This is a genomic window from Flexibacter flexilis DSM 6793 (assembly GCF_900112255.1).
GTDB lineage: Bacteria > Bacteroidota > Bacteroidia > Cytophagales > Flexibacteraceae > Flexibacter > Flexibacter flexilis.
The window spans coordinates 1-19,426 of record NZ_FOLE01000008.1; the positions used below are offsets into that span (position 1 = coordinate 1).

At 40.1% G+C, this 19,426-nt stretch carries 11 protein-coding genes; 7 read left to right on the forward strand and 4 right to left on the reverse strand.

Features of this window, described 5'->3' with window-relative positions:
- From BM090_RS18415 to murQ, 4 genes are all read right to left on the reverse strand, one after another.
- The coding region (locus tag BM090_RS18415) for a DUF7619 domain-containing protein (RefSeq protein WP_221405398.1) at positions 1–1,241 on the reverse strand (1,241 nt) is incomplete at its 3' end.
- Between the two features lie 914 nt (positions 1,242–2,155).
- The gene (locus BM090_RS12730; RefSeq protein ID WP_091513620.1) at positions 2,156–4,588 is read right to left on the reverse strand and encodes a DUF7619 domain-containing protein; all 2,433 of its coding nucleotides are present in this window, start codon (positions 4,586–4,588) and stop codon (positions 2,156–2,158) included.
- Between the two features lie 143 nt (positions 4,589–4,731).
- Positions 4,732–5,037, reverse strand: coding sequence for an NADH-quinone oxidoreductase subunit NuoK (gene nuoK, locus BM090_RS12735; RefSeq protein ID WP_091513623.1), 306 nt, complete (start codon positions 5,035–5,037; stop codon positions 4,732–4,734).
- Positions 5,038–5,042: 5 nt separating this feature from the next.
- Entirely contained in the window at positions 5,043–5,861 is an 819-nt protein-coding gene (gene murQ, locus BM090_RS12740) for an N-acetylmuramic acid 6-phosphate etherase (RefSeq protein ID WP_091513626.1), read from the reverse strand.
- A gap of 238 nt (positions 5,862–6,099) precedes the next feature.
- Between murQ and BM090_RS12745 the strand changes: the two genes are divergently transcribed.
- From BM090_RS12745 to BM090_RS12775, 7 genes are all read left to right on the forward strand, one after another.
- A complete protein-coding gene (locus BM090_RS12745) occupies positions 6,100–6,672 on the forward strand; it encodes an RNA polymerase sigma factor (RefSeq protein WP_091514292.1) in 573 nt (190 codons plus the stop codon).
- Positions 6,662–8,209, forward strand: coding sequence for a hypothetical protein (locus BM090_RS12750; RefSeq protein WP_091513629.1), 1,548 nt, complete (start codon positions 6,662–6,664; stop codon positions 8,207–8,209). Before BM090_RS12745 ends, BM090_RS12750 begins: the two co-directional genes overlap by 11 nt.
- A gap of 168 nt (positions 8,210–8,377) precedes the next feature.
- Positions 8,378–10,537 carry a DUF7619 domain-containing protein gene (locus BM090_RS12755; RefSeq protein ID WP_091513632.1) on the forward strand — a complete coding sequence of 720 codons (2,160 nt, stop codon included), beginning with the start codon at positions 8,378–8,380 and terminating at the stop codon, positions 10,535–10,537.
- A 163-nt stretch (positions 10,538–10,700) separates the two neighbouring features.
- Positions 10,701–13,016, forward strand: a complete 2,316-nt coding sequence (locus tag BM090_RS12760) for a DUF7619 domain-containing protein (RefSeq protein ID WP_091513635.1) — start codon at positions 10,701–10,703, stop codon at positions 13,014–13,016.
- A gap of 245 nt (positions 13,017–13,261) precedes the next feature.
- A complete protein-coding gene (locus BM090_RS12765; RefSeq protein ID WP_091513638.1) occupies positions 13,262–14,605 on the forward strand; it encodes a sigma-54-dependent transcriptional regulator in 1,344 nt (447 codons plus the stop codon).
- 1 nt (position 14,606) lies between these two features.
- A complete protein-coding gene (locus tag BM090_RS12770; RefSeq protein WP_091513642.1) occupies positions 14,607–15,710 on the forward strand; it encodes an FIST signal transduction protein in 1,104 nt (367 codons plus the stop codon).
- Entirely contained in the window at positions 15,692–19,327 is a 3,636-nt protein-coding gene (locus BM090_RS12775) for a PAS domain S-box protein (RefSeq protein WP_091513645.1), read from the forward strand. Before BM090_RS12770 ends, BM090_RS12775 begins: the two co-directional genes overlap by 19 nt.
- The last annotated feature ends 99 nt before the right edge of the window (positions 19,328–19,426 follow it).

Consider the following 19,426-nt stretch of genomic DNA (forward strand, 5'->3'; position numbering starts at 1 on the left):
TGTACTTTCGTAACGGCGGTGTTGGTGATTACTGGCGCGTTGTAGTCGAAGTAAATCGCTGCTTTGTTAGAAATGTTCGTGCCCAAAGCCAAGTTCGTTTGCGGCTTGATGCGGAAGCTCACGAAACCATGACTTGCTTTTTCGTTTACGTTGCTGTCTGGCAACAGGATATTCAAATGCTCAAAATAAACTACGTTTCCTTTCATACTTGTACGAACATTGTGCGAAGATGCTACCATTTCTAAAGTATTGGCTTGCAAATTACTTTCCAAAGTATCGGCAATTACGACGGTAAAAGCCGTGTCTGTACCTGTGTTTTGAAAACGAATGGTATAGTCAATATACTCGCCAGCAGCTATTTGCGCCGGACTAATCGCTTCGCGCGCTTGTTTGTCGTTAGGGTCAAAAGAACCTGTAACGATGCTGGTCGCTAAGGAATGGTTGTTGGTTGGGGTTTGCTCTTGTGTGTCGCTCATGTTCACCCAAGAATTAAACGCCAATTCTGTGCCTAAAGCTACATTGGTAGCAATTTTACCATAAATCAAAATTACACCTTTTTGGTCTATATCAAGGTTTCCTACATTCCAAATAAGGGTATCTCCGCTTGCTGTATAGCCAGATACTGACGCAGAATCTACACTAAAACCAGCAGGTTTCAAGAACTTAACTGTGGCATTGGCAGATACTGTACCTATATTTTGATAGATAATCGCTATTGTATTGTTAAAACCTGGACGAGAAGTACCAAGAGATTGATATATCCAAAGGTCTTTAGCTGTTTGGTTGGCCACTAATCTAATGTCTCGCGTGGCAATATCTCCATACATATATAAATCTGCAGGAGTTGTTGGGCTGATGATAGCCGTCCAATAAGGCAATGAAGATGCAAGTGAAATATTATAACTACCAGCTGTATCAATGTCAACTTGGTATTCATTGTTATAACTATAGCCCACCCAGCTATGGCCATTTACTTTCACAGCAGCATTTACTATAGGCTCATTGTCTTCATAAGAGCCATTATTATTCAAATCTTTATAGGCTTTTCCTTTTATAGCATACGGAAAGCTTGGGCAACTGTTCGGATTATTAGTTGGGTTACAAATAGGTAGATTAGAATTTAGACTAACAGGTTTGTTAGGTAAACAAGTGATGCCCGTACCACTTATATTAAGAGATTGAAAATAATATGGGTTCAAATAAGGTAAACAAGTAAGATTTGGGTTATTAGAACAATTCAAAGAATTGACAACACTAACCCCGTTTAAGCTTGTGATCTGATTATTAGAACAGCTTAAAGCGTAGTAATGACCAGAAGAAATACTTGTTAATTGGTTATAATTAACATTAAAGTTAACATCTCCCCCTAATTCTAACGAATTAGGAAGGCTTGTTAGTTGGTTATTATTCAAATAAAGGTTCTGTAACGATCCTTGTTGCCCTATGAAATTGGAAGGATATTCACTTAAATTGTTGTAAGACAAATCAATTTGACTAAAATTATTATTTGGCAGCGGAGGTAATGAGGAGAAATTTAGATTAGGGTTATTTCGTAAACTTATGGCTGTTAGTCCACTCGGTAATGTTGGTAATACACTAAGATTACATGAAATATATTCTAGCTGCTTTACTGACGTAGGAATTATGAGCTCAGAAGGGGTGAGAAAATTCGCTTGCGTAAAACTCAAAATCTGTAGATTATATGGTAATCTTGGTAAGGTAGATATTGTGTTGTACGTAAAAGATAGAAATATGATATTTTTAAAGTAATGAATACCCGTGACAGCTTGGCTACTAAGTCCAGAGATATCACAGGTCGAATTTTCAGCATTTGCTGCGGCCACCGTATCCAAATCTCCAACTGCGTTAAAACATTCTGGATAGATTAAACGCATACGGTTCCTAAAATTCGTATCGGGCAGTGTTACATACTGCGCTTGGGCCTCGTGCTGCGCGAAAAGTCCTGCCATGAGCAAAGACAGTGTTGCGATTGTTTTTTTCATAAATGTAAAAGTTTATTAAATTAAGTTAATTTTTTCGCAATAATAAACTATAAAATAACAACAAACAAGGATATTTGCAAAAAAATAAAAGACAAAGTCTATATATTCAAATATATAGACTTTGTCTTTTATTAAAATTATTCAAAGTTAGACTACTTCACCATTACTTTGGCGGTACGAGTTTCGCCTTTTTGCGTCACTTTCAACAAGTACATGCCTTGCGCGATGCCTTCCAATGAAACGCTTTCGCCGATAGTCGACCAGTTGCGCAACTCTTTGCCTTCAAGACTTGTAAGCGTAGCCGCTGCACCCACCATGTTTGGCACGTACAACACGCCATTTTCCACTGGGTTCGGGTAAACTGACAGGGTTTTATTGATTTTATCAAAAATACCTGTTGTATTTTGTACTTTCTTCGTAACGGCCGTATTGGTAATCACTGGCGCATTGTAGTCAAAGTAAATAGCGGCTTTGTTAGAAACCGTAGCCCCCACTGCTAAGCTAACTTTAGGTTTGATGCGGAAACTCACAAAACCATGACTTGCTTTTTCGTTTACGTTGCTGTCTGGTAACAGGATGTTCAGATGCTCAAAATACACTACGCTTCCATTCAAACTTGTACGAACATTGTGCGAAGAAGAAACAACCTCTAACGTATTGGTTTGCAAAGTATTGGCTAAAGTGTCCGCAATTACGACGGTGAAAGCGGTATCAGTACCTGTATTTTGAAAACGAATGATATAATCAATGTACTCGCCAGCAGCGATTTGCGCAGGACTAATTTCTGGGCGAGCTTGTTTGTCATTGGGGTCAAAAGAACCTACCACCGTAAGATTTAACGTTTTGACATTATTTTCGGGAGTTTCTTCTGGGTTATTGCCTTGAATGCCTGCCCAGAATAGCATACTACTTCCTAAAACAGCAGCAGTCGAAACAGTTCCATATACAATGATTTTATTTGTAGCACCAATCGTCAAATTTCCTACATTCCAAATAAGCGTATCGTTATTTACAATATAGCCTTCAAGTGAAGTAGAGTCTATAGTATATAAAGCAGGTTTTAGAAACTTCACTACACCATTAGAAGCTAAGGTACCTTGATTGGCATAATCTATCGTAAAATCTAAGCCAAAACCAGAGCGAACATTGCGCGAATTTGTTAAATTAACTTTTAAATCATTGACCAGTAAATTGGAAGCCTGTCCGAAATTAGTCAAACTAACCTGTCCAAAAGCAGTAAAATGAACAGTTTGTGAGGCAGGAGTAAATGTAAAATACAGTGGTGCAGCAGGAACAGAGGCCGTAAATGTACCTGTATCTGGCACTGCTATTTCATAATAACCATTATTATCTGAATACACACTAATACCATTACCTATGGTAACTTTTACATAAGCAACCCCACTTTCGGAGGCATCTTTAATGCCATTATTATTGGCATCTAAAAATGTATAGCCCAAGAATTTAGGATACACATTACATTGCTCACTGTTGTTGGTTGGGTTGCAAATAGGAGGTAAAGATGTTGGACTAAGAGAGTCGCCATTTATGAGAGCTACCAAATTCGGCGTACTGTTCGGAATACAAGAAATATTAGTATTAGTTACCGAAATATGCCACAAATTGGGTGGTAATAGAGGCAAACAGTTTAAAGGATTATTATAACATATTAAAAAACTAAGGCCATTGGGAAGTATTGGCAAACTACTCAATTGATTATCATTGCAATATAACTCAACTAAATTAGAGAGCAGTGTTGGCAAACTTGTTAATTGATTGTTCTGACAATATAAATAGCGTAAGCTATTCGGTAACGCTGGTAAACTTATCAATTGATTGTTCTGACAAGATAAATAATTTAAACCACTCGGTAATGTTGGTAAGCTCGTCAATTGATTGTTCTGACAAGATAAATAATTTAAACCACTTGGTAATGTTGGTAAGCTCGTTAATTGGTTATTAGAGCAGGCCAAATAACTCAAAGCACTTGGCAATGTAGGCAAACTTGTTAGCTGGTTATAATAACAGTTTAATGAATGCAAACCACTTGGTAATGTTGGTAAGCTCGTCAATTGATTATCCTGACAAGATAAATATTGTAAACTAACAGGAAGCGTAGGCAAATTTGTGAGCTGATTATAATAGCAGTTTAAATTTTGTAAACCACTCGGCAATGCAGGCAAACTTGTGAGCTGATTAGAACCGCAGTCTAACGTTTGTAAACCACTCGGCAATGCAGGCAAACTTGTGAGCTGATTAGAACCGCAGTCTAACGTTTGCAAACCACTTGGCAAGTTTGGTAAACTTGTTAGTTGGTTGTTACTGCAATATAAATTTTTCACGTTCTTAAAGTATTTAATACCTTCCAAATTGGCGATATTACTATATGATACGTTTATTTGATAATTCGTCGAATTTTGTGCGCAGAGGGTATCCAACTGCCCCGAAGAATTAAAACAACTCGAATAAATCGACATTAGTTGAGCCCTGAAATTTGCATCAGGAATAGTTACATACTGTGCCGACGCGCTTTGTGTGCATAAAGCTGCCCAGAAGAAGAGCAGTGAGAAAAATAATTTTTTCATTCAATTATTAATGCTTAAGGTTAAAGAATTTTAGAATTGAGCAAAATTCTGTAGCCAAAACGCAACAAAGCCTAAAATATTATAATTATTAGATACTCGAATATTTTAGGCTTTTGAAGTAAATAAAATCTATGAAAAACACTTTATCTGTCGCGCAAATGCGTAAAGGTGCTTGGGTCGGTTTGTTGCGTGTAGCGGTACAACAATATCAGTATGGCCAATGCCACAGCTGTTTCGGCAGCAGCGATTACCATCACAAACAGCGCGAAAATTTCGCCTGTTTGCGCCGAATCTTGGCGGCTAAAAGCAACCAAATTAAGGTTGGCGGCATTGAGCATGAGTTCTATGCCCATGAGCATCAGGATGGCATGGCGTTTTACGATGACAAGCAGCAGCCCCACCGAAAACAAAAACGCCGCCAAATACAAATAATAATTAATCGGTATCATGTGGCCTAATGCTTGTTTTCTTGCTGATATAACTCAATGGCGCGGCGCACGTTGCCTGCTTTTTCGAGCCAATGGGCGGCTTCTTCGGCTGTAATATTCAGTTCGTCGGCCAACATACGGCGGCCTCTGTCCACGAGTTTATGGTTAGAAAGCTGCATATCAACCATTTTGTTGCCTTTGATGCGGCCAAGTTGTATCATGGTGCTGGTCGTTATCATATTGAGCACCAATTTTTGGGCTGTGCCTGCTTTCATGCGTGTACTGCCCGTTACAAATTCTGGCCCCACGATTACTTCTACCGCAAATTTTGCGGCGGCTGATAGTGCGCTGTTAGGGTTGCAACTAATGCTTCCCGTCGTGATGCCGTGTTGGTTGCACATCTCCAGTCCGCCAATCACGTAAGGCGTGCGACCCGAAGCGGCAATGCCCACCACTACATCGTTTTTATTTATTTCATAAAAATTCAAATCTTTCCAAGCCTGTTCTTTGTCGTCTTCTGCAAACTCAACGGCTTTGCGAATCGCGCCATCACCACCTGCAATCAGGCCTATGACCCAATCGTGCGGCACGCCAAAAGTTGGCGGACATTCGGACGCGTCCACAATTCCCAAACGTCCACTCGTACCAGCTCCGATATAAAACAAACGTCCGCCCACGCGCATTTTTTCTACGATGGCATTTACCAAGCACTCTATTTGCGGAATGGCTTGCGCTACGGCCAGCGGAACGGTTTGGTCTTGGGAGTTGATGCCGTGCAATAGTTCAGACACCGACATTTGCTCCAGATTAGAGAAATGAGAGGCCGATTCTGTTATATTTTTCATTGTATCTGTATGCTGAAATAAAATTTAGGGCAAAACTAAATAAAAAAAAAACGGCATCACAGTGCTATTTTTTTTGATTTAAAATAATTTTTTATTGAATAATATAGTGTTTTTTGGGCTATATTTGCCACTTCTAAAAAAAAGTAATTTTTTTTTTACAAACACAGGCAGCGTTTGGGGTAGCTGTTTGCGTCTTGTAGTTAGAAAGCCAATTAGGAATATATCTCGCTATAACAAATTGCCTAGTTCTACTCAAAATATAAACGACAGCAAACTTGCGGCTCTTTGTGCTAAACAAGACCGCAATGCACAGAAATTGCTCTATCAGCAGTTTTACGGGCAAATGATGTCTGTTTGTATGCGCTACGCCAGCAGCAAGGACGAGGCGGGGGAGATGCTTAATGATGGCTTTATGAAAGTATTTGCGCATATCCAAGAGTACAAGCCTGAGCATTCGTTGCAAGGGTGGATTCGTAGGATAATGGTCAATAATGCGATAGATGCTTTTCGCCGAAATCGGCAGTATGCGCACCAATTGGATATTGAGGCTGCTGAAGAAGTGAATGTGTCGCCCGATGTAATAGAGCATTTTGCGGCAGAAGACATCATTCGGATTATTCAGGATTTGCCACCAGTCTATAAAGTGGTGTTTAACTTATACGCCATTGAAGGCTATTCACATAAAGAAATTGCAGATCAATTGCAAATAACAGAAAGTACGTCTAGGGCTAATTTGGCGAAGGCGCGTGCTAAACTTCAACTCATAATAAAAGAAACAGAACCCACTATCTACGAACGTTATGCAAAATGAGCGAAATTCTTTTGATGATAAAATAAGGGAGCGTGTGGAGGAGTATGCCTTTCCGTTTGACCAATCAGGTTGGGATGACATGCAACGTCGCCTTGATACCACTATGCCCGTAGCTTGGTGGAAGAAATGGTATAATCTGCTGATCGCCTTGTTTTTGCTCACAGGTGCTGGTTCTGCGCTGTATTGGTTACAGTCTAGCCAAACAGAACACATTGCTATTGACAACTCCACGAACACTCTTGACGTATATAAACCTGAGTCAGGCAGAAAAGGCAATGCTTCGATGGCCGCGCTCAAAGAAAATAAAACCAATAAACCAACCTTTAGTGCCGAAAAAATAAATATTATTAATTCCAGTGCTACAATTCCAAACCTAGATTATCTCCAAACCTCTGAAAAAGGTAAAAATGAACGTCCAATTATTTTAGCGAGGAAAGCGCGTACTTTCAAGACTTATCGTCATTCGGTTAGGAACGCGCTTACTTCTGCTAGCAATGGTTCGACTCCTTTGCCTGCTGCCAATGGTATCAGTGTAAATGGAGCTAATCGTCCTCAATTTCTGAATACGCCATTTCAAGCGTTTGTGAGTACGCAGACTACTAATTTGTTGGCACAAACTGCGCAAATGGCTATACAATCTAGCTATGTGGAAGAAGGAAGTGCTGGTGCACAGTTTGTTAGCTTAAACACTAGCAATACTGGAAGAGGTCGTGGCAATTTGAATCGTGGCTTTAATAGAAATTTTTTAGCTGCTGCAAGATATAAGCAAATGGGAGAATATGGCTTAGTAGAGGACGGTGGGGATTCTAACTCAGACCCTGATGTAACTAATGTTATAAATACAACGCCATCCGCTAACAGTGCCAGTAACGATACCGAAAGTGCGCAAATTCTTAATGCGTCGCAGCAACAAAATTACAATTCAGGAAGTCAATATAGCACTTGGTTTGTGGCTTCTTATGGGGCAAGCGAATCAACAAATAGAAATTCATCGTCGGCCAAAACATTCAATGAACAAGGTGGTCAGATTGGTATAAAAGCCTCTTATCTGTTGTCTAAAAAACTAAGTGTAGAAGTTGGTTTGTTCTATGCTCAAAATAAATACAATACAATAAATCAAGCCTCTACGGATACTTCATTTGGAATGGTAACCAGTTTTGTAAAACAAAAACACATACAACTTCCAATCCAGCTTCAGTATCAAATCCTTGAGCACAAGAATGTTAGTTTGTCGGCTACGGCAGGGGCTACCATACGGAATTCAACTACTATTCAGACACTTGACTATGTAAAAAATATTACACTATACGATCTTCAAGGGCATTTGGCATATGCTAATGCAGAACAAAAAACAATCGTGAACCGCTCTGCAAGAGAATGGAATACAGGCGTTAATGTATCGCTCAATGGTGTTTGGTCTTTGAATGAACGTATGCAATTTGTGCTTTCTCCATATTGGCAACGCATTGTTTCGGGAAGTTCTAATGTGCGCGGTAGAAGTATGGGTGTGAACACTTCAATCAACTTTAAATTCTAACTAATAAGCAAATATATCTTAATTAAACCTTTATTAATTTAAATCCAAGTGCGTGCTTTTGAGTTGCCTCTCCCCAAAAGGAGTTTCCGACAATAAGGCGCGCACTTTTTTATCTCAAAGAAAGATACAAAAAAATATATTTATTTTTATTTAAACGTCTGTCATCTTATGAAAAAACTGTTCTCAACCCTGCTTTTTTGCTGGGCGGCTCTTTGCGCCCAAAATGTTGCTGCTCAGTATGTAACCATTCCTGATGCCAATTTCAGGAATGCGCTAAAAGTGAAATATCCGACTTGTTTTAATGCTGATTCGCAGTTAGATACTACTTGCGCTCTTATTCTAACAGATACATTACTGAACGTGTCGGTTAAAAACATCGCTAATTTGGAAGGTGTGCGTTATTTCAAGAACCTAAAAGAGCTAAACTGTTATGGCAATTTGCTTACAAGTTTACCGCCATTACCAGATAGTTTAAAAACCTTAATTTGTTATACCAATGCGCTTACAAGCCTGACGACATTGCCGAGTACACTTACGTATTTGCATTATGCCAACAACATGGTAGATAGCTTGCCCGCCTTACCCGCAGGTCTTGAGTATTTGAATTGTTCTAATAACTCCATGAACAGCCTTACAGAACTGCCGCCGATGCTTAAACATTTGTATTGTTCTGATAATTCGCTTCCGAGTTTGCCTGCCGTGCTACCAAGTAGTTTAAATACCTTGTATTTCCCTAATAACTTGGTAGAAAACTTACCCGTTCTGCCCAGCCAATTAAAGATTTTACATTGTGCCAATAATCTGTTGCAGGAGTTACAAAACTTTCCTGCTAGTTTATCGGCCTTATACTGCCATGGCAACCCGATATACTGTCTGCCTTTTTTGCCAAGCGGAATGCAAGTCATATCTTTATCTAATACCAATATTACTTGTATCCCCAACAAGCCAGTCAATATGCCATCAAGTTTTCCGATATGTAATCCTATTAATAACATAGCGCAGTGTATGACGTTCCCTATGTTTTCGGGCTATGTTTTTTATGATGCAAATGGCAATGGAATAAAAGATTCCTCAGAAATAGGAATGGCTAATATTGCCGTTAAAATATCGGCTAACAATAAGGTCTTTACAGATGCCAATGGTTTTTATTCGATTACCGTTCCTGATACAGGTTATTTTGTAGCTACGGTGGTTACGCCGCAATATTTTATTGTCCAAGATTCTGCTATTACGGCCCATTTTACTGCTTTCGGACAAATAAGTGCAACGGATTTTGCATTAACAACGTCTAATCCGTTTCGCGATTTATCTACACATTTGGAGAGTTATCAGAGAGCTCGCCCCGGTTTTATGCTAAATTTCAAATTAACATATCGCAATCAGGGAACTGTTCCAACTAACGCCGTAGCCAAATTTGTAAAACCATTTTTATATACAACGGCAATCGTTTCTGAACCAAATTATACAGTAAGTGGAGATACACTTATTTGGAATTTAGGAACATTAGGTATCGGCGAAATTAAAAGCATTGTTGTTCATGGTACGGTATCAACGGCTGCCGTATTGGGTTCTGTGCTTTCGTTCCAATCTTTATTGAATAACAATGATACTTTGGATTATAACTTGGCCGACAACGTCAGTACAATAAATCTTACGGTACAAGGTTCTTTAGACCCCAACGACAAACAAGCCCGTCCAGCAATTAGCCCTGCGCAAATCGCTGCTGGCGAGTATATTGACTATACGATTCGTTTCCAAAATACAGGTACAGACACTGCTTTTACAGTGGTGATTGCCGATACTTTGGAAAGTAATTTGCAAGCTAATACATTGGAAATGCTTGCTTCTTCGCATAATGTTCGTACCAGCGTAAAAGGCAATATCGTGTATTTTGAGCATTTGAACATCTTGCTACCCGACAGCAACGTAAACGAAAAAGCAAGTCACGGTTTTGTGAGTTTCCGCATCAAGCCGCAAACGAACTTGGCTTTGGGTGCTACGGTTTCTAACAAAGCAGCGATTTATTTTGATTATAACGCACCAGTAATTACTAATACCGCCATTACAAAGGTTCAAAATCCAACAGGTATTTTTGATAAAATCAATAAAACAGTATCTGTTTATCCAAACCCAGTGAACAAAGGCGTGTTGTACGTTCCGAACATGGCGGGAGCTTCGGCTACGCTTACCAGTCTTGAAGGTAAAGAATTACGCAACTGGTCAGCTATCGGCGAAAGCGTATCGTTGGAAGGCATTGCGCAAGGCATGTACTTGTTGAAAGTAACACAAAAAGGCGAAACACGCACCGCCAAAGTAATGGTGAAGTAGTTTTTTGCTTGATTTTAACTTTCCTAAGTCCATATAATTATAAATATAGGCTTTATTTTTTATTTTCTTGAAATAAAGCTTGTTTTTTGTATTTGAATATGCTATTATTGTAATATAATTTTATTTTATCATTATTCATTTACTAATTAAACTTTAACATTTTATGAAAAAATTAATCGCAACCATGTCTTTGCTTTTGGCAGGACTTTTTGTGCAGCCAGAGGTGCAAGCACAAAATTACGTTGATATTCCTGATGCTAATTTCAGGACTAAACTAATGTCGCTTTATCCGAGTTGTTTTAATACTTCGGAGCAGTTGGATACACTCTGTGCACAAAATTCGACGAATAATTTTATGGATTTGTCCCATAATTTTATTGTTAACCTAGAAGGAATCCAGTATTTTAAACAATTAAAATACTTGTATTGCAATAGTAATCAGCTCACAAGTTTACCTGCATTGCCAAGTGGTTTGCAAACTTTAAACTGTGGTTCTAATCAGCTCACAAGTTTACCAAGTATCCCGAATACAGTAACATACTTGAATATTAGTGATAACCAACTAACAACTTTGCCAACTTTGTCTAGTGGTTTGGGAGCATTAGACTGTTCTAATAATCAATTGACAAGTTTGCCTACTTTGCCATCATCTCTAACTATGCTTGCTTGTAATAATAATCAGCTTACAAGTTTGCCTATGTTGCCAAGTACATTGCATTATCTAACTTGTCAGAATAATCAACTCACGAGTTTGCCTACACTGCCCAGTGGGCTTAATTATCTTAATTGTTCTTATAATCAACTCACGAACTTGCCAACATTGCTAAATAGCCTATATTATTTATACTGCAATAACAATCAATTGACGAACTTGCCTACACTTCCTTCTAATTTAGCTGAGTTATATTGCAACGATAATCAATTGACTAGTTTGCCAATACTTTCCAATAGCCTTGGTTTTTTAATATGTCATAACAATCCATTGAGTTGTTTGCCTTTATTACCACCCTACTTATGGCAGATCTCCGTAACTAACACGAATATTTCTTGTATTCCCAACAGTACGCCGATTTTGGTTGCCACCATCAATGGCGACTCTCTTAACACTACACCATTACCTCCGATTTGCAATCCAACCAATAACAGTGAACAATGTAATGTGTATCCTAAATTTTTTGGATATATATATGAAGATTCTGATGCTGATGGAGTGAAAGACGCTTCTGAAATAGGTATTGCTCATATAAAAGTTACCACTAGTAATGGTATTAGCGTGTTTTCGGATAATAGTGGTTACTATGAAATAGCAGTGCCTGATACTGGCATATTTACAGCCTCCGTTCCTACGGCACCATTGTATTTTACATTTACTCCTACCTCGCAAACGGTTCATTTTGCTGCTTTCGGGCAAGTTAATATGACGAATTTCGGACTGATTACCAATGCATTAGTCTATGATTTAAAAGTTAATTTAACAAATTCGCGCAATGCTCGCCCTGGTTTTGGGTTAGATGTTATGATAGATTATATGAACCAAGGTACACTAGTGTCCAATGGTGTAGTGAAGTTTTTAAAACCTGCCTTATATACCATAGATTCGACTTCTGTTGAAGGCTATATAGTAAGTAACGATACACTCATTTGGAATGTAGGAAATTTGCCTCTTGGTTTTAGGAGTGAAATTACCGTATATGGAAAGGTTTCTACTGCCGCTGTTTTAGGAAGTAGTATGCCATTCTGGGCTGGTATTCAAGGCAATGGCACAGAAGAAACTCCCGCGAATAATACCCAAATGTTGAACCTTATGATTACAGGCTCTTATGACCCTAACGACAAACAAGCCCGCTCAGAAATTAGCCCTGCACAAATCGCTGCTGGTGAGTATATCGACTATACCATTCGTTTCCAAAACACAGGTACAGACACGGCTTTCACCGTCGTAATTGCCGATACTTTGGAAAGTAATTTGCAAGCCAATACACTTGAAATGCTTGCTTCTTCGCACAATGTTCGTACAAGCGTTAAAAATAACATTGTGTATTTTGAGCATTTGAACATACAGTTACCAGACAGCAACGTAAACGAAAAAGCAAGTCATGGTTTCGTGAGCTTCCGCATCAAACCGCAAGCAAACTTGGCTTTGGGCACGAACATTTCTAACAAAGCGGCGATTTACTTCGATTATAATGCGCCAGTGATTACCAACACCGCCGTTACGAAAGTACAAAACCCAACAGGTATTTTTGATAAAATCAATAAGACATTGGCAACATATCCAAACCCAGTGGACAAAGGCGTATTATATGTTCCGAACATGATTGGTGCATCTGCTACGCTTACAAGTCTTGAAGGCAAAGAGTTGCGCAACTGGTCGGCCATCGGCGAAAGTGTTTCATTGGAAGGCATCGCACAAGGAATGTACTTGTTGAAAGTAACACAAAAAGGCGAAACACGCACCGCCAAAGTAATGGTGAAGTAGTGTTTTGATTATTTGTAATATTTGTATAAAGCGGCACTGTTCAATACAGGCCGCTTTTTTGTTTTTTATATAATATTACGATTGTTTGTTTTGTTTTTTTGTAGGCAAAATAGTGTTATTATATGTTCTACTCAAAACAATCACAATGCAAGTTTATCTTGTATTTGTCTTAAATAGTGTGTTTGGTTTTCTAACTATATCCCATAACTTTGTTAGAAACGTATTAAACCAAAGCCAGACTATATATGAAAATTTTTATAGTAGAAGACGATACTTGGTACGGGCAAATGCTACTGTATCATTTAGGGCAAAATCCTGATTACGAATTATCTTTATTCGAGAAGGCTGGCGATTTGCTCAAAGCCTTACACAAACACCCAGATCTTATTTGCATGGATTTTGGCTTGCCCGATATGGACGGCGAGCAATTGCTCCGAGAAATCAAGACCAGAGCCGCGCACGTGCCTGTGATTGTCATTAGCGCACAAGAGGAAATCGGGGTGGCCGTAAACTTGCTCAAGCAAGGAGCAAAAGACTACATAATCAAAGATGAATATGCGAAAGATGTACTTTGGAAATCTGTAATTTATCTCCGCGAAAATCTTGCCCTACGGCAAGAAGTGGAGGTTTTGCGCGAAGAGCTCAGTGCCAAATATGACTTTACCAAAACGATTATTGGCCAAAGTGAAGCCATTCAGCGCACTTTTGGTTTGTTGCGAAAAGCCATCCAATCCAGTATTAATGTGTCGCTGACTGGTGAAACGGGAACGGGCAAGGAGGTTTATGCCAAAGCCATTCATTTCAACGGAGACCGTCGCAAAAAACCTTTTGTAGCCGTGAACATGGCCGCCATTCCCAAAGAATTGGCGGAAAGTGAGCTTTTTGGCTACGAAAAAGGCGCGTTTACGGGAGCCATGAACGCCAAAGCGGGCAAGTTTGAGGAAGCAGACGGCGGTACACTTTTTTTGGACGAAATAGGCGAAATGGACCTGAACCTGCAAAGCAAACTATTGCGCGTGTTGCAAGAACGCGAAGTAGTGAGAATCGGAGGAAGCAAGCCCAAGAAAATAGACATACGACTCATTACGGCCACACACAAAAACTTGGCTGACGAAGTCAAAAAAGGGAATTTCCGCGAGGATTTATTTTTTCGCTTAGTGGGTTTGCCCATTGAGTTGCCACCTTTGCGCAACCGCCAAAATGATGTGCTATTGCTGGCTAAACATTTTATGGACGAATACACGAGCCAAAATAAACAAAAGCCGCTCAAACTCTCGGATACGGCCAAAACCAAACTCAAAAAACATCTTTGGGGTGGCAATGTACGTGAATTAAAAGCGGTCATGGACTTGGCCTGCGTTATGTGCGATAACGGCGAAATCACCGCCGAGGATATTACTTTTTATGAATTAGGAGGTACGAAGCCTTACTCTGAATCCGAAAAAACCCTCAGGGATTACGAATTAGAAATTATCCAATCCTATTTGGACAGATACGAAGGCAATGCGCTTTTGGTAGCCGAAAAATTAGACATTGGAAAGTCAAAAATTTATAATTTAATCAGTGCAGGAGAGTTAAAAAACAAATAAAATGAATAAGGGAATCTATTGCCAAACCGAAAGGGAGCTAGTAGAGATTGCCCAACAATTGGCAAACACACACACATACAACTCCTATTTACTTTTTATTGCAGACAGTACCAGACTAAGCCCTGACACTGCTCAGCTTTTATACAAAATCCTCGAAAAGCCACTTTTGGGCGGAATTTACCCCGAACTCATTGCGGCCAGCCGTCGCCAACAAACGGGCTTTTTACTTATTCCTTTGCCGATGGTGTTTGAGGTTACGTTACTGGACTTATCGAAAAATATGGCGGTCATTATCCAGCAATTAGAGACTTTGGGGCAATTGTTTTCGGTCAAATCTGTATTCTGCTTCGTTGATTTTTTATCACAGAATAAAGATACACTAATTCAGGAGGTGTATAATACCTTCGGGCATGGTGTCAATTATCTGGGAGCAGGAGCGGGCGCGTTGGATTTTAAGCCACTGGACAGCATTTTGTACAACGGAATTTTTTATGGCAATACGGCTTTGGTGGCTGTTTGCGGGTCGGACATACAAGTGGGGGTGGCGCACGGTTGGTCTCCGATTAGCGAACCCATCAAAGTAACGGAGGTGGACGGTAACATTGTTAAATCCCTAAACTGGCAACCTGCTTTTGAGGTGTATCAAAAAGAAATTTTTGCGCATTCGGGCAAACAGATTACCGAAGCTACTTTTTTTGAAATAGCCAAATCCTATCCGTTGGGGTTGGTGCGTATGGATGCAGAAATGGTGATTCGCGACCCTTACGCTTCCCTAAATGGTCATTTGCACATCATTGACCACGTGCCGCAAGGCGACTACGTGCGCATTATGCACGGAAACCCACATTCGTTGTTGGCTGGGGCAGAACACGCCATTTCCTTGCTCAACAACGGGGAAAAAGAAAATACGCTCAAATTCTGTGTGGACTGCATTTCACGTGTGCTTTACATGGACGCTGATTTTGTAAAAGAATTAAATATTTTGGGTCAGAATGGCCTGTTTGATGGCGTGTTGAGTTTGGGGGAAATTGCCAATGCTGGTGAATCGGCACTGGAATTATACAATAAAACCGTCGTAATATCACAATGGAACGTAACAAAATAGACATACAAGTGTTGTTCGAACTGACTTTGCAGCAAATGCAAGGGTCTAATATTGAGCAAATTATACAAAACGCACTGCCGCTCTACCTCAAAAAACTCAATTGTATTATGGCGGGCGTGTGTCATGAAGGGCAACTGCGTTTTGTGTTGCCAAGAGTGGTGCAGAGCAACGAAACGGAACGCAATCGGCTCATGCAACTGCAACCCGAAATCATGGCCGATACGCAGCCGTTTTTTAGTAAGTTAATTGATGGTCGCTATTATTTTGTATATAAACTCTATACGTTTGGCCATTTGATTTTGGTCAGAAATACGCCTTTTTCGGATTCTATCGAAAAAGAACTCGGCAAAGTAATAGACCAATTGGGTAGATTATTAACGCAAGCCAATGAGGAAAAGCAACTGAAATTGTTACAAAACCTCGTGAATAACAGTTCCGATGCGTTCCAGATAAGCAAAGAAGACGGGCAATTGTATTACATCAATAATGTAGCCGAAAAAAGACTCGGTATTCCAAGAGATAAAATCACGGAACATAATGTAAAGGATTTTGAAAAGCTGTTCGAAGATCCGCAGCAATGGTATTTGCACGTGCAGGATTTGAAAGAAAATGGAAAGCAAATACTTGAAGGACAGAATATTAATCAAGAAACAGGGGAATATTTCCCTGTGGAAGTAACCGTAAATACGGTAGAAGTAGAAGGCCAAACCTTCGTCATTGCCAATTCCAGGGATATTTCCGAACGCAAAGAACAGGAAAAACAATTGCTGGAAACTAAACAACAGTTAGAAAGTATTCTCAATCATTTAGATGATATTATTTGGTCGGTGAGTATCCCCGACAACCAACTTATTTTCGTAACGCCATCGGTTGAAAAACTCTTTGGCTTTAGCGTGGAGCATTGGAAAGGAAATAGTGATTTGTGGACGGATATTATTTACGCAGACGACAAACGCATTATCCGAGATATTTACTATGATTTGGCGCATAATGGTACTTACGATGTGCGCTATCGGATCGTAACGGGGGCTGGGCAAATAAAATGGGTACGCAATCGGGGCAAATTTGTATATAATGATGCGGGTGTAGCCATTCGGCTCGATGGCGTGATTATGGACAAAACCAAACTTTATACCGCCGAAAGCAGCTTGCAACAAGAGTTGCACTTGCAAGAAACGCTTACGGACATCGCTTCCACGTACATCAATCTTGATGTAAGTGAAATAGAAAATACGATCAATCAGTCGCTTAGAAAAATGGGGCAGTTCGTGGACGCAGACAGGGCCTACATTTTTGATTATGATTTTGAGAAAAACACTACTTCCAACACGTATGAGTGGTGCAATGAGGGCATTGAGTCAGAAATCAATAATTTGCAAAACGTTCCGATGGAATATTTCCCGCAATGGGTAGAGCAGCACCGCAAAGGCCTGCCGTTTTATATTCCAGATGTAAGCAAATTGATACACACGGGTGCGCATGGCCTGAAAGCGATTTTGCAGGCGCAAGGCATCAAGAGCCTTATGGCCATTCCGATGATAGACAAAGAAGAACTCATTGGTTTTGTGGGCTTTGACTCGGTGCGTATGTACCATAATTATTCCGAAAAAGAAACCCGATTATTGACGCTTTTTGCCCAAATGCTTATCAATGTGCGTAGCCGTCAACGTTGGCAAAAGCAATTGATTTTGCAAGAAGAAAAATTCCGTAACATTATCGCCAACATGGATTTGGGCTTGTTGGAAATAGATAATAATGGAGGAATCGTATTTTTCAATCAAAGTTTTAGCTCCATGTTTGGCTATTCGCTCGACAAGCTGCAAGGCTTCAAACTGGTAGATGTGCTTTCCGATTCGGACAAAGAAATAATCATGCAACGCATAGAGCAGCGGCAAGCGGGCTTAACGGAAAGTTATGAATACAAAACCCGCAGCAAAGATGGCAGTGATTTGTGGCTGTTTATCAGTGGCGCACCCAACTACAACGACAAAGGTCAAGTAACAGGCAGCATCAGCATTTTCTTGGATATTACCGAACAAAAAGTATTAGAAGAGCAATTGGCGCAGGCCAAAAGTTTTGCGGAAGCCGCCGCCAAAGCCAAAGAATTGTTTTTGGCCAACATGAGCCACGAAATCCGCACGCCGCTCAATGTGATTATTGGCATGATTCGCCAACTCTCCAAAGAGCAACTGAGTTTGCAACAATCTTTTTACGTGAAGCATTCCGAGACGGCAGCCAAACATTTGCTCACGATTCTGAACAATATTTTGGATATAGCCAAAATTGAGTCGGGGGAATTGCAAATTATTTCTAAAGAGTTTAGCCTGAGTGTGTTGGCTTATAATGTGCATAGCATTATGCACTCGCAAGTAAAAGAAAAAAATCTCAAATTTAAGCTCAATGTAAGCCCTGATCTCAAACCCGCCTTGCTCGGCGACGAGACGCGTATCCGTCAGGTACTCATCAACTTGATAGGCAACGCCATCAAATTTACGGATTTTGGGGCTATCTCCATCAACGTAAAAGTCTGGCAGACTACCGCCACACACCAGCGCGTAAGTGTGGAAGTAGAGGATTCGGGTATAGGTATGTCGCAGGCGTTTTTGGGTAAAATATTTGATAAATTCTCGCAAGAACAAAACAATGCGAATCGCCGATATGAAGGTACGGGCTTAGGCTTGGCCATTTCCAATGATTTGGTGCGGCTCATGGGCGGCCAACTCACCGTGCAAAGCCAAAAGGGGCAAGGCTCAGTGTTTGGTTTTGAACTGGATTTGCCGATAGGCAACGAAAAAAATCTACTCACTGCCAGCACGCACATCCAAACGGGAGCGTTTAAGGGCAAAAAAGTATTGATGGCCGAAGACAACGAAATGAACCGATTTATTGCGCGGCAAAGCCTTGAATATTTGGGTTTTGAGATAATGGAAGCCGAAAATGGCCAAATGGCGGTGGATATTGTACGCGCCCAACGCTTCGATCTGATTCTGATGGATATACAAATGCCCATCATGGACGGCGAAAAAGCCACCGAAATTATCCGCAAAGAACTCAAAATTGATACGCCGATTATCGCCCTTACTGCCAATGCTTTCCGACACGATATTGACAAATATCTGGACAAAGGCATGAACGATTTTATCATCAAACCCTACGATGAAGATTATTTCATAGGTAAAATACAACACGTTTTGGGGGGTGAGGCTGTGTCCATCAAAGAAGCTGAGCAACTGGCAAGAGCCGAAATGAAAATGCTAGAGGCCGAAAAGCCTACCAACGGTTTACTTTACGACCTGACGTATTTGGAAAAAATGAGTAGGGGCAACAAGGCTTTTGTAGATAAAATGGTAAGCGTGTTTGTGGAGCAAACCAAACAAACCATGACGGACCTTGTGGAGGCTTTGGAGGCTGGCCAAATAGACCGTATCAATAAAGTATCGCACAAGGCTAAAGCTAGCATAGACCAAATGGGCATCAAATCGCTGTACAATACAATTCGGGTGTTGGAGAAATTTGACCCAGAATCCAAAGACAAGGAGTCTTTGCGGCTGCTCATCGGCCAAACCAATCAACTTTTGCAACAAACCATTGACCAACTCACTCAACAATCACTTTAAATCAACTCCAAAACACGGAGATTTTCCAAGATTTGGAAGTGATTTTTAAAACTACAAAAATATTAAAATACTGAAATTGAATACTTTGTGTGAATAAAA

Bases quoted from the DNA above. Each gene is read 5' to 3' on its own strand.
- BM090_RS12750 (WP_091513629.1), top strand. From the start codon at position 6,662: ATGCAAAATGAGCGAAATTCTTTTGATGATAAAATAAGGGAGCGTGTG.
- BM090_RS12765 (WP_091513638.1), top strand. From the start codon at position 13,262: ATGAAAATTTTTATAGTAGAAGACGATACTTGGTACGGGCAAATGCTA.
- murQ (WP_091513626.1), bottom strand. From the start codon at position 5,861: ATGAAAAATATAACAGAATCGGCCTCTCATTTCTCTAATCTGGAGCAA.
- BM090_RS12755 (WP_091513632.1), top strand. From the start codon at position 8,378: ATGAAAAAACTGTTCTCAACCCTGCTTTTTTGCTGGGCGGCTCTTTGC.
- nuoK (WP_091513623.1), bottom strand. From the start codon at position 5,037: ATGATACCGATTAATTATTATTTGTATTTGGCGGCGTTTTTGTTTTCG.
- BM090_RS12730 (WP_091513620.1), bottom strand. From the start codon at position 4,588: ATGAAAAAATTATTTTTCTCACTGCTCTTCTTCTGGGCAGCTTTATGC.
- BM090_RS12770 (WP_091513642.1), top strand. From the start codon at position 14,607: ATGAATAAGGGAATCTATTGCCAAACCGAAAGGGAGCTAGTAGAGATT.
- BM090_RS12775 (WP_091513645.1), top strand. From the start codon at position 15,692: ATGGAACGTAACAAAATAGACATACAAGTGTTGTTCGAACTGACTTTG.
- BM090_RS12760 (WP_091513635.1), top strand. From the start codon at position 10,701: ATGAAAAAATTAATCGCAACCATGTCTTTGCTTTTGGCAGGACTTTTT.